Genomic DNA, 11,876 nt, shown 5'->3' with positions numbered 1-11,876 from the left:
CTATGTCCTTGCCCAAGCATCACCTGGAATTGCTCAGCCCTGCCCGCGATGTCGCCATTGCGCGCGAGGCTATCCTGCACGGCGCCGACGCCGTTTATATCGGCGGGCCGAGCTTTGGCGCCCGCCACAATGCGTGTAACGAGGTGAGCGATATCGCTCAACTGGTGGAATTCGCCCGCCGTTACCACGCCCGCGTCTTCACCACCATCAACACCATCCTGCATGACAACGAGCTGGAACCTGCGCGCAAGCTGATCCATCAGCTCTACGATGCCGGTGTGGATGCGTTGATCGTGCAAGACCTCGGCGTGATGGAGCTGGATATTCCGCCGATCGAGCTGCACGCCAGCACCCAGACCGACATCCGCACCCTGGGCCGGGCCAGGTTTCTCGACAAGGCCGGTTTCTCGCAGTTGGTACTGGCCCGCGAGCTGAACCTGCAAGAGATCCGCGCCATTGCCGACGAGACCGATGCCGCCATCGAGTTCTTTATCCACGGCGCCCTGTGCGTGGCGTTCTCCGGGCAGTGCAATATCTCCCACGCGCAAAATGGCCGCAGCGCCAACCGTGGCGACTGCTCCCAGGCCTGCCGCCTGCCCTACACCCTGAAAGATGACCAGGGCCGCGTGGTGGCCTTTGAAAAGCATCTGCTGTCGATGAAAGACAACAACCAGAGCGCCAACCTGCGTGCCCTGGTCGAAGCGGGCGTGCGTTCGTTCAAGATCGAAGGCCGCTACAAGGACATGGGTTATGTGAAGAACATCACCGCCTACTACCGTCAGCGCCTCGACGAGATCCTCGAAGACCGCCCGGACCTGGCCCGCGCTTCCAGCGGCCGTACCGCGCACTTCTTCCTGCCCGACCCGGAAAAAACCTTCCACCGTGGCAGCACCGATTACTTTGTCAGCGACCGCAAGATCGACATCGGTGCCTTTGACACCCCGACCTTTACCGGCCTGCCCGTGGGCACCGTGGAAAAAGCCGGCAAGCGCGACTTGCAGGTGGTCACCCATGAGCCACTGTCCAACGGCGACGGCCTCAATGTGCTGATCAAGCGTGAAGTGGTGGGTTTTCGCGCCAATATCGCCGAGCCCAAGGGTGAGTTCGAGGAAGACGGTGAGAAGCGCTACCGCTACCGCGTCGAGCCCAACGAAATGCCCGCCGGCTTGCACCAGCTGCGCCCGCATCACCCGCTCAATCGCAACCTGGACCACAACTGGCAACAGGCCCTGCTCAAGACCTCGGCCGAGCGCCGTATCGGTTTGTCATGGGTCGCGCGCCTGCGTGAAGAGCAGCTGCAAATCACCGCGACCAGCGAAGAAGGCATCAGCGCCAGTGTCACCCTGCCCGGCCCGTTTGGCGTGGCCAACAAGCCGGAACAGGCGCTGGACACCCTGCGCGACCTGCTCGGCCAGCTCGGCACCACCGAGTACCACGCCACCCGTATCGAACTGGATGCGCCGCAAGCGTTCTTCATCCCCAACTCGCAGCTCAAGGCGTTACGCCGTGAAGTGATCGAAGCACTGACCGCCGCACGCGTCGCCGCACATCCGCGGGGTGGGCGCAAGGCTGAAACTTCGCCGCCGCCGGTGTATCCCGAGGCGCACTTGTCGTTCCTGGCCAACGTCTACAACCAGAAGGCCCGGGACTTCTACCACCGTCACGGCGTGAAGCTGATCGATGCGGCCTTCGAAGCCCACGAAGAAACCGGCGAAGTGCCGGTGATGATCACCAAGCACTGCCTGCGTTTCTCGTTCAACCTGTGCCCTAAACAGGCCAAGGGCGTGACCGGAGTGAAGACCAAGGTGGCACCCATGCAATTGATCCACGGTGACGAAGTGCTGACCCTGAAGTTCGACTGCAAACCCTGCGAAATGCATGTGGTGGGCAAGATCAAGGGGCATATCCTCGGTCTGCCGCAGCCTGGCAGTGCGGTGGAGCATTTCAACCCGGAAAACCTTATCTACCAGGGCACGCACTAACCCTCACCTGTAGGAGCGAGCTTGCTCGCGAAGAACGAGAGAACGCCGCGTTTCAACCCTGATACGCGGCGTCATCGTTAACCTTCTTCGCGAGCAAGCTCGCGCCTACCGAGGTTGCGGGGCCACCACCAGCCCCGCTGCAACCCTGCCGCTGCCAACAGAATCGCCGCCACGCCCAGCCATTGCAGCCACCCCAGGCGATGCCCGAACGCAATCCAATCCACAAAGATCGCCGCAATCGGGTAGATGAACGACAGTGCGCCGGTAATGGCCGTCGGCAGTTTCTGGATCGCGCCATACAGCAGTACATACATCAAACCTGTGTGCACCACCCCCAAGGTGACCAAGGCCGCCCACGTCGTGGTGGATGCTGGCAGGCCATTCCAGGGCACCAGTGGCGCCAGCAATAGCGCGCCAGTCGTCACCTGGATCAATGCCATCAAATGCGGCGGTACTTCCTTGAGGCGCTTGATGATCAACGCCGCGACCGCATACAAAAATGCCGCACCCAGGGCCAGCGCGATGCCAACCAGGTAATCTCCTCCACCCGTTTGCTCGCCATGGGCGGTGACAATCGCCAACATGCCCAGGAACGCCACGCTCAACCATGCCAATTTCTGCACGGTGATTTTTTCACCGAGAAACACCGCCGCCAGCATCACCAGGATAAACGGCTGCACGTTGTACACCGCGGTGCTGATAGCGATGGAGGCACGGGAATAGGATTCGAACAGCAGCAACCAGTTGCCGACAATGGCCACGCCGCTGAGCACGGCCAGCCCCAGTTTTGCCCAACTGAGCAGGTCCAGGCGCAGGTAACCCAGCCAGGCGCACACCAGTACCAGCGTCAGCGCACCGATCACGCAGCGCCAGAACACCACCTCGATCACCGACACGCCAGACACCAGCACAAACCAGCCAATGCTGCCCGAGATCAGCATGGCGGCGACCATTTCCCACGACCCACGACGGATGGATGAATCCATGATTGAGGCTCCTCAAGTGAGGCTCCAGTATGGCAATCTGTTGGCGACGGCTACAGCGACTAAAAAAGGCAAAAGCCCGAAATCACCTTTTCTTATTAGGCACAGACCATGATCGACACCATCGACCAGCAACTGATCGCCGCTTTGATGGACGACTCGCGGTTGTCCCTCAAAGCCCTGGCAGGCATCACCGGGCTGTCTTCACCCAGCGTCAGCGAACGCCTGCGCCGCCTGGAAGAACGCGGCGTGCTGACCCACTACACCGTCGACATAGACCCCAAGCACTTCGGCTACCTGCTGCAGGCCATCGTGCGCATCCGCCCCCTGCCCGGCAAATTGCAGGAAGTGGAGCGCCAGATCCAGGCGATCCCCGAGTTCACAGAGTGCGACAAGGTTACCGGGGACGACTGCTTCATCGCACGCCTGCATGTACGCACCATGGAGCACCTCGACACGCTGCTGGACCGGCTGAATACCTATGCCGAAACCAACACCGCTATCGTCAAGAAAACCCCGGTGAAACGGCGTTTGCCGCCGTTGGCTGACTAAATGGGTTGTTCAGGTACTCATGCCCAGTGCACGGCGCGCTCACTGGTCAGCTTTTCCACAAACCCCACAATCCGCCGACAGGCCTGCGCCAGGCGCTCTTCGCCCAGGGTAAAGGACAGTCGAACGAACCCCTGGGCCGGCTCGCCGAAGGCTGCTGCGTCCAGCACCGACACGCCCGCTTCACGAAACAGGCGCCAGGCAAAATCCAGCGACCCCAGCCCCGTGCCGCGCACATCCACCAGCACAAACATGCCGGCTTGCGGCGCCTGCACCCGGATGCCTGGGCAGGTGCTCAAGGCGGTCACTACCAGGTCACGTCGGCGTCGGTAGGTCTCCCGCATACCTTCAGTGACTTCATCGTGGGCCAACACCGCGGCGGTCGCCGCCTCCATCACGAAGCCGGGCAAGCCGTACATCATGCTCAACAGCAGGGTTTCGGCGTGCTGCACCATTTGCACTGGAGCGATGAGCCAGCCGATACGCCAGCCGGTCATGGCGTGGGATTTGGACAAGCTGCCGATCACAATGCAGCGCTGCGCCATGCCCGGTAATGCCGCGAGGCTGTGGTATTGACCGTCGAACACCAGGCTTTCGTAGACCTCATCCACCACCACCCACAGATCATGGGCGATGGCCAAGTCGGCAATGGCTTGCAGCTCCTGCAGGTCAAGCACCACGCCAGTGGGGTTGTTCGGATTGGAAAAGAATATCGCCCGGGTACGCGGGGTGATCGCGGCCGCGAGCAGGGGCGGATTCAGGCGAAAGCCGGCCTCAGCACTGCAGGGCACCCGCACCAGAGTGGCGCCGCTGGCCTTGAGCGTGGCTTCGTAGGTGACATACATCGGGTCGAGCACCAGCACTTCGTCGCCGGCCTGCAACAGGCACAGCGAACTGATGAACAGCGCGTTCTGCGCACCGGGCACGATGATCACGTTGTCGGCGGCCAACGGCCGGGCAAGGGTTCGGCTGTAACGGGCGGCGATCGCCTCGCGCAGTGCGGGGCGACCGGCGATCTCGGTGTAGTGAGAATCTCCCGCGTGCAAGGCATTGACGGCGGCGTCAGTGATAAAGGGCGGCGTGGCGAAATCCGGGTCGCCGACGCTGAGGATGATGACGTCTTCGCCCTGGCTGGCGGCGTCGAACGCGGCGTGGTGGATGTCCCAGGCGGCAACGCCCTGCCCTGCAATTCGCTCGACGAAGGGGGAAAACTTCATGCCAGAGCCTCTGGTGAAAGAAGAAAGACGCAGATCCGTAGATGCGCGGGCGACAAGCGGCCAACTTAGTGCATGGCAAACCTTCGTTCAATGGCTAAATAAGGCCTTGCCCCCATGGCAGGCAATCACATTGAACCCCCTTCCGGTCGCCGTTCTCAAAGCTGCATAGACCACGGCCCTGGAACACGCACAATGACTTTCATTCTATGGCTGGCCGTATTGGGCGCCGTACTGCTTACCCTGGCCCTCACCTCCTCATACTTGCGCTGGATGCCGGTCACCACCTCGGCGGTGTGCCTGTTGCTGGGTATCGCCATCGGCCCTCTGGGTGTGGACCTGCTGCACCTGGACATCAAGGGCTCGGCGCGCTGGATGGAGCACCTGACCGAAGTGGCAGTGCTGTTTTCGCTGTTTGTCAGCGGCCTGAAATTGCGCCTGCCGCTCAAGCATCGCACCTGGCGCATTGCCTTCGGCCTGGCCGGCCCGGTCATGTTGTTGACCATCCTCGGCACCGGGCTGTTGCTGCATTACCTGCTTGATCTATCGTGGGGGGTGTCTCTGCTGGTGGGCGCGATCCTGGCGCCGACCGACCCGGTGCTGGCGGGCCTGGTTCAGGTCAACAATGCCCAGGACTACGACGCGCTGCGCTTCGGTCTGTCAGGCGAAGCGGGGCTGAACGATGGCAGCGCCTTCCCGTTTGTGATCTTCGGCCTGCTGTTCATGCAACACGGCGGCTTCGATGGCGACTGGGTCGGCGGTTGGGTGCTGAAAAACCTGGTATGGGCGGTGCCGGTCGGGCTATTGATCGGCTACTGGATGGGCCGAGGTATTGGCCGGGTGACGTTGCGCCTGCGCCTGATCAATGCCGACAGCACCCTCTCGCCCAATGATTACCTGACACTGGCATTGATCGCCCTTGCCTATGTGACCGCCGAAGCCGTGGGCGGCTATGGCTTCCTGTCGGTATTCGCGGCGGGCCTGGGGTTGCGCCAGGCCGAGGTGAAGTCCACCGGCAACGCCCAGACACCCGCCGAGCACCTGGCGCAACCGGTGGTGGGCCACCTTGAAATCGAGCCCGAGCAAGCCTTGCATGGTGACGTCAGCCAGTTGAAGGACACCCAGATCGCGGCAGGCGTGATGATGGGCGACATGCTGGCCTTCGGCAGCCTGGTGGAGCGGGCCATGGAGGTGTTCCTGGTGACAGTCTTGGGCATCGTGCTGGTCAGCCACTGGGAGTGGGCCGCGTTGGCGGTGGCACCGTTGCTGTTTTGTGTGATTCGCCCCGCCAGTGTATTCGCCATGCCTTGGGGCCGCCTGTTGGACCGGCGGCAACGCAGCCTGGTCAGTTGGTTCGGCATTCGTGGGATCGGCAGCATTTACTACCTGTTCTATGCGCTCAACCACGGGCTGGTGGGCACCAGCAGTGCGGTGGCGGTCAACCTGACGTTGTCGGTCATCGCGTTGAGCATCCTGGCCCACGGGTTGAGTACCCAGCCCATGCTGGCGTGGTATGAGCGTCAGGCTGCGCAAAAAAATTGAATCCTGCACCGCGCCGGGGTTTCAAACAGTCAGGACCCACAGTGCGAGTCAACTAATGAAAAACATCGCCCAACGATTGCTTGAGGAACGCCAACGCCTGGGATATTCGCAGCAATACCTGGCGCAGGCAGGCGGCGTGACCACACGCGAGCAACGTCAATATGAACTGGGCGAAGACCTGCCCCATGCCAACTACCTGGCAGCTTTGGCCGAGCATGGGGTGGATGTGGTGTATGTGATCACTGGCAAGCGCAGCACAGTGGTCAATATCAGCCGCGATCAGGCGCAGACGCTGATCGATAACCGCGTGGTGGGCCAGGAGGTGTCGCTGGACGGCGGGGCCGAGGAAGACGTCTACTTCAAGCTCAGCAATCCCTCGGGCCCGCCGCCGGATCAGTCCTGATTTTCAGTGTTGCCAACGTCCGCCGCTTCATCCAGGTCGTTCAGCGGTACCTCGGCATCGTCCATCAGCGAACCCGGGTCTTCGTTGCCCGGGTCGTTGAGTTCATCGTCCAGTTCTTTTGACATGTGCGTCTCCTCTAACCGCCTTGGGTATCGATATCGGCATCGGTTTCAGGCTTGTGCTCACGCTCAGGCCTGAAGTCTGGACTGTAGTCGTTTTCCTTGGCCTTGGGGTCGCTCGCAGGCGTTGGATCCTTGGGCGCATCGGCGGCAGTGCCAGGGGCCGGCTCGCCGCCGTCGATGGCGGGGTCGTTGCGATTGTTAGTCTGTGGATCGTTAGATTGGGTCATGAGGCACCTCTCTGCAGGCCGGTGAAAAATCTGTACCGCATAGAGCTAAGGCGTCACGGCCACGGCTGAAGTTCCGTCCGCGTGGTCAGCGCAGTGGATTGTCCACTTGGATATAAAACGCATAGATGCCCAGCACCAGCCAGAACACCATGAACAACCACGGCGCGCGCATGGAAAACAACAACGACTTGCGATAGCCCTTGTGGCTCGACTCCACCTCGGAAAACAGTGGCGACTCATCGTAGGCCATGCCCATCACCGGCTCGCTGCGCAGCAATTCGCTTTGCTTGTAGTGCCAGTGGTCGATGATTTCATACGCCGCACGGATACCGGGCCAGGCATTCAGCGAACTGAGAATACCCAGCGAGACCAGGAAGATCGGCACCACCAGCGTGAACAGCTTGCCCCATTCCGGGTTGAGGTTGCCCATGCCGGAGACAAAGGCAATCACCAGGAAGGATTGCGCGGTCAGGTAGGCGTCGGTGCGGTTGGCCAGGATGCTGGTTTCGTACTGGATCTCGCGCCGGTAAAAGTCGAGGCGGTCCTTGGGCGAGCCGAAAATCTTTGCGTTGTGTTCGCTGTGGTCATTCAGGGCCGCTTCCGGAGTGTGGGGTGAGATGATTCTGGACACGACGGTGCTCCACAAGGTGACGAAACTCCTTAGAAGAATCGGGGCTCGGTGAAGTTCAAGTGGGTTGACGCACCAATCTGAAACACGCCGCGCCCCATTGTGGTGAGCCCCCTCCTGTGGCGAGCGAGCTTGCTCGCGCTGGAGTGCGCAGCGCTCCCGCTTTTATTGGGGCCGCTGCGCAGCCCGGCGCGAGCAAGCTCGCTCGCCACAGGTTATTGATGCCTAGTTCGCATTCCGGCACAGGCATTGCTATATCCATTCACCACCCGGAAAACAGGAGCATACGTTACCCCCCGACCCAGAGCCGCCCCCATAAGAAAGTAAGGACCAGGCCTGTTGGCACCTTCAGCCACGGGCTCATAAAAACATGCGTTTTTTTAAGCGGCAGTGCCACCCAAAGCCACACTGGGCACTGACAAGGTACTGGAATGGCTCGATCTTTCTTCGATGAAATGAATGACGCAAACGGCGTATGCCGTGCGCACTATCAGGACTTCTCTCGCTGGCTGGCCAATACGCCGCCGGAACTGCTGGCCCAGCGTCGCCGTGAAGCGGATTTGCTGTTCCATCGCGCCGGGATCACCTTCACCCTGTATGGCGACGAACAAGACACCGAACGCCTGATTCCCTTCGACATCATTCCCCGCAGCATCCCCGCCAGTGAATGGAGCCTGATCGAGCGTGGCTGCATCCAGCGGGTCAATGCACTGAACATGTTTCTCGCCGACATCTACCACGACCAACGCATCATCAAGGCCGGGATCATTCCGGCAGAGCAGGTGCTGGGCAACGAGGGCTATCAGAAGGCGATGGTCGGCCTGGATCTGCACCGCGACATTTACTCGCACATCTCCGGTGTCGACCTGGTGCGCGACGGCGACGGTACCTACTACGTGCTGGAAGACAACCTGCGCACCCCCAGCGGCGTGAGCTACATGCTCGAAGACCGCAAGATGATGATGCGGCTGTTCCCGGAAGTCTTCGCCAAGCAGCGCATTGCACCCGTGGACCACTACCCCAACCTGTTGCTCAAGACCCTCAAGAGCGCCAGCCGCCTCGATAACCCGAATGTGGTGGTGTTGACGCCTGGGCGCTTCAACAGCGCCTTCTTCGAACACGCGTTCCTTGCCCGGGAAATGGGCGTGGAGCTGGTGGAAGGTGCCGATCTGTTCGTGCACGATCTCAAGGTGTTCATGCGCACCACCGACGGCCCCAAGCCCGTGGACGTGATCTACCGGCGCATCGACGACGCCTTCCTCGACCCCCAGGCGTTCAACCCCGAGTCGATGCTCGGCGTGCCGGGGTTGGTGGCGGCTTACTGCGCCGGCAATGTGGTACTGGCCAACGCCATCGGCACCGGGGTGGCTGACGACAAGTCGATCTATCCCTATGTACCGGCGATGATCCGCTTCTACCTGGACGAGGAACCGATCCTGCAGAACGTGCCGACCTTCCAATGCCGCAAGCCCGATGAACTGTCTCATGTGCTGGCCAACCTCGAGCAGTTGGTGGTCAAGGAAACCCAGGGCTCCGGCGGCTACGGCATGCTGGTGGGCCCGGCGTCGACGGCCGCCGAGATCGAAGACTTCCGCCAGCGCATCAAGGCCCGTCCCCATGCCTATATCGCCCAACCCACCCTGAGCCTGTCCACCTGCCCGACCTTCGTCGAAAACGGCATTGCGCCCCGGCATATCGACCTGCGCCCATTCGTACTCTCGGGCAAGGAAACCCGCCTGGTGCCCGGCGGCTTGACCCGCGTGGCGCTGAAGGAAGGCTCGCTGGTCGTGAACTCGTCGCAAGGCGGCGGAACCAAGGACACCTGGGTGGTGGAGGGCTGACTATGTTGAGTAGAACCGCTGCAGATCTGTATTGGATGTCCCGCTACCTGGAGCGCGCCGAGAACCTGGCACGCATGCTGGAAGTCAGTTATTCCCTGTCCTTGATGCCCCAGGCCGGGCGCAGCGATGGCCTGGATGAACTGGCCATGTCGTTGCTCAGCAGCGGCACCCTGGACAGTTACCTCGAACGCCACCACACCCTGGATGCCGAGCGCATGCTGCACTTCTTCGCCCTCGACGAAGAAAACCCGGCGAGCATCTACAACTGCCTGCGCGCCGCCCGGGGCAATGCCCACGCCGTGCGCGGACGCATCACCGCCGACATGTGGGAAAACCTCAATGCCACCTGGCTGGAAATGCGCAGCATTGCCGCCGGCGGCCTGGCGCGACATGGCATCAGCCACTTCTGTGACTGGGTCAAACAACGTTCGCACCTGTTTCGCGGCGCGACCTCGGGCACCATCATGCGCAATGACGCCTATCGCTTCATCCGCCTCGGCACCTTTGTCGAGCGCGCCGACAACACCCTGCGCCTGCTGGATGCACGCTACGAGATGTTCGGCGAAGAGTCCGAAGAAGTCAGCGACCTGTCGGCCCGCGGCTATTACCAGTGGAGCGCCCTGCTCCGCGCGTTGTCGTCATTCGAGGCGTATACCGAGCTGTACCCCAATGCCCTGAACGCCCGCTCGGTGTCGGAACTGCTGCTGTTGCGCAGTGACGTGCCGCGCTCGCTGCATGCGTGTATCGAGGAGTTGAGCCATATTCTCGCGGATCTGCCGGGTAGTTATGGGCGCACGGCGCAGCGCTTGGCTGCCGAGTTTGAAGCGCGGCTGCGGTATACGGGGATTGATGAGATTCTGGAGGATGGGTTGCATAGTCGGTTGACGGAGTTTATTGAGGCTGTGCGGAAGTTGGCGCGGGCGGTGCAGAGTTCTTATCTGGAAGTCGTTTGATTGATACTGGGTGGGGTGACCAACCCCTTGGTACCAGCACAATAATACGCCGGCCCGTGTTGATCGTTGAAGGGGCGCCAGATCGGGCAGATTTAATTTTTAAATAAATCTGCCCCGTATTTCGGTATTTCGCTCCGTATTTCCTTAATCAACATAGTGACAAGTCTGCCCCTTGTTTTCTCTAGTTGAACCCGACGCCAAGAGCGAGAGTAGATATATCCGGCTTAAGCACTATTTCCCCGCCAGTAATGATATTTCTCAGGTATTGGTAAGAAGTGACAAAATCATATAGCGAGCTTGACCAATAAAGATCATTTCCAAGTGGCCATCGATTCCCGTACTCCCGGCTCAATGCGCGCAACTCGTAAATATCTGGCACTCGCAGGCCACGGCTGCTTGCGTTGGATACGGTGGCCGACCACGTCGCCTTGCCTGCTAATGCATGACAGTTAATGACATTGCTGACAGTCACACTGTAACTTTTGCTCTGTGGCGGTTGAGAGCTGTCAGTCACTGTGATGATTGCCGAATCATTGCCTCGCGAGGTGACACGCCCCGTTTCATCGACATGGGCAATAGACGGTTTACTTGAACTGAAATAATAAGGCGGTTTGCCGCCGCTCACCGAACGTCGAATAGAGTTACCCGAAATGAATACCGGTAGCACCGTGGGGTGGCTGGGGATCAGGTAGGTCGTCCTAGAGAGATAAACTGGGCTTGTGTCAACAATCAGTTCATCCACGTTCAACACAGTATATTGAGTAATTGGGAAACTTACCGCACCAGCTTCATCGGTATTAGGGTCATAGGCGACCTTGAATTCAACACTGACCGTAGCGCCATTCGGGCAAGTTTTCAACCAAGCCAGTGGCGCTCCATACTCCAACCCATCAGCCGAATGATGTTGCGCGCCAGTCCAAATGACATGCGGGTTAGGATTGGCGCCTGCACAGCGATAAAGCAGCCAGATTTTCATGCCTGAGTATTGCAGCGGCCATGGAGCAATCGTGAGTTTGGCGTTCGCCGGCAAATTTGGAACGTCTAAAGTTCCGGTATGCGCAACACCATTAATCAACGGCTGTCGTAGGTTGGCAGCCGGTATCGGCGTCACCGTCACCGTCAACACCTTGGACGCAACCACCTTGCCGCTACGGGTCACGTCGTACTTAAGCGTGAGCGTCTTGTTGGCATTGCCGACGTTGGCGGCAATCGCGGCCTTGGTAATATCGAACGTGACCTTGCCCGTCGCTACCCCATTCTTGGCCGGGATCACCGGAGAACCCGCTCCGGCTGTTCCCACCATCGTCACCTTGATGCTTTCTGTGGTGTACATCGGTGTGTACTCCACCGACACCGTGCCACCGTTTTGTGCATTCAGCGGCGCCAGGGTAACTGAGGTACCCGTCCCCGTGGCCTGGATCAACTTGGGAAT

Annotated in this window: 10 protein-coding genes and 2 pseudogenes; 6 read left to right on the top strand and 6 right to left on the bottom strand. The window is 60.4% G+C overall.

The window, feature by feature from the left end; genetic code table 11:
• Window positions 1–2 precede the first annotated feature (2 nt).
• Window positions 3–1,982 (top strand): U32 family peptidase, encoded by a 1,980-nt coding sequence (locus APH41_RS11065; RefSeq protein ID WP_054918918.1) that lies wholly within the window; start codon window positions 3–5, stop codon window positions 1,980–1,982.
• A gap of 77 nt (window positions 1,983–2,059) precedes the next feature.
• On the opposite strand, the gene APH41_RS11060 is transcribed toward APH41_RS11065, so the two are convergent.
• A complete protein-coding gene (locus APH41_RS11060) occupies window positions 2,060–2,968 on the bottom strand; it encodes a DMT family transporter (RefSeq protein ID WP_034127661.1) in 909 nt (302 codons plus the stop codon).
• A gap of 108 nt (window positions 2,969–3,076) precedes the next feature.
• On the opposite strand from APH41_RS11060, the gene APH41_RS11055 reads away from it, so the two are divergent.
• Window positions 3,077–3,517, top strand: a complete 441-nt coding sequence (locus tag APH41_RS11055; RefSeq protein WP_034119698.1) for an Lrp/AsnC family transcriptional regulator — start codon at window positions 3,077–3,079, stop codon at window positions 3,515–3,517.
• 38 nt (window positions 3,518–3,555) lie between these two features.
• Here APH41_RS11055 and APH41_RS11050 read toward each other — a convergent pair.
• Window positions 3,556–4,731: pseudogene (locus APH41_RS11050) on the bottom strand (pyridoxal phosphate-dependent aminotransferase); the annotation flags it as partial.
• Window positions 4,732–4,923: 192 nt separating this feature from the next.
• On the opposite strand from APH41_RS11050, the gene APH41_RS11045 reads away from it, so the two are divergent.
• Both APH41_RS11045 and APH41_RS11040 read left to right on the top strand, forming a co-directional pair.
• The gene (locus APH41_RS11045; RefSeq protein WP_054899060.1) at window positions 4,924–6,270 is read left to right on the top strand and encodes a sodium:proton antiporter; all 1,347 of its coding nucleotides are present in this window, start codon (window positions 4,924–4,926) and stop codon (window positions 6,268–6,270) included.
• Between the two features lie 55 nt (window positions 6,271–6,325).
• On the top strand, window positions 6,326–6,673 hold the full coding sequence (locus APH41_RS11040) for a helix-turn-helix domain-containing protein (RefSeq protein WP_054899059.1): 348 nt from the start codon (window positions 6,326–6,328) through the stop codon (window positions 6,671–6,673).
• Here the strand turns inward: APH41_RS11040 and APH41_RS29345 are convergent.
• The 3 genes from APH41_RS29345 to APH41_RS11030 form a co-directional block, all read right to left on the bottom strand.
• Window positions 6,664–6,798 carry a hypothetical protein gene (locus tag APH41_RS29345; protein WP_014718417.1) on the bottom strand — a complete coding sequence of 45 codons (135 nt, stop codon included), beginning with the start codon at window positions 6,796–6,798 and terminating at the stop codon, window positions 6,664–6,666. The two genes, APH41_RS11040 and APH41_RS29345, sit on opposite strands and share 10 nt — an antisense overlap.
• A gap of 11 nt (window positions 6,799–6,809) precedes the next feature.
• Window positions 6,810–7,022, bottom strand: coding sequence for a hypothetical protein (locus APH41_RS11035; RefSeq protein ID WP_054918911.1), 213 nt, complete (start codon window positions 7,020–7,022; stop codon window positions 6,810–6,812).
• Window positions 7,023–7,107: 85 nt separating this feature from the next.
• Entirely contained in the window at window positions 7,108–7,653 is a 546-nt protein-coding gene (locus APH41_RS11030; RefSeq protein ID WP_014718415.1) for a hypothetical protein, read from the bottom strand.
• 428 nt (window positions 7,654–8,081) lie between these two features.
• On the opposite strand from APH41_RS11030, the gene APH41_RS11025 reads away from it, so the two are divergent.
• Window positions 8,082–9,491, top strand: coding sequence for a circularly permuted type 2 ATP-grasp protein (locus tag APH41_RS11025; protein WP_034127666.1), 1,410 nt, complete (start codon window positions 8,082–8,084; stop codon window positions 9,489–9,491).
• A 2-nt stretch (window positions 9,492–9,493) separates the two neighbouring features.
• The gene (locus APH41_RS11020) at window positions 9,494–10,444 is read left to right on the top strand and encodes an alpha-E domain-containing protein (protein ID WP_054918909.1); all 951 of its coding nucleotides are present in this window, start codon (window positions 9,494–9,496) and stop codon (window positions 10,442–10,444) included.
• Window positions 10,445–10,625: 181 nt separating this feature from the next.
• Here APH41_RS11020 and APH41_RS29040 read toward each other — a convergent pair.
• Window positions 10,626–11,876, bottom strand: a pseudogene (locus tag APH41_RS29040) (hypothetical protein); the annotation flags it as partial.

Origin of the sequence: Pseudomonas sp. NBRC 111138, from assembly GCF_001320835.1 — a bacterium.
Taxonomy (GTDB): domain Bacteria; phylum Pseudomonadota; class Gammaproteobacteria; order Pseudomonadales; family Pseudomonadaceae; genus Aquipseudomonas; species Aquipseudomonas paracarnis.
This window is presented reverse-complemented; position numbering and strand designations above follow the sequence as displayed.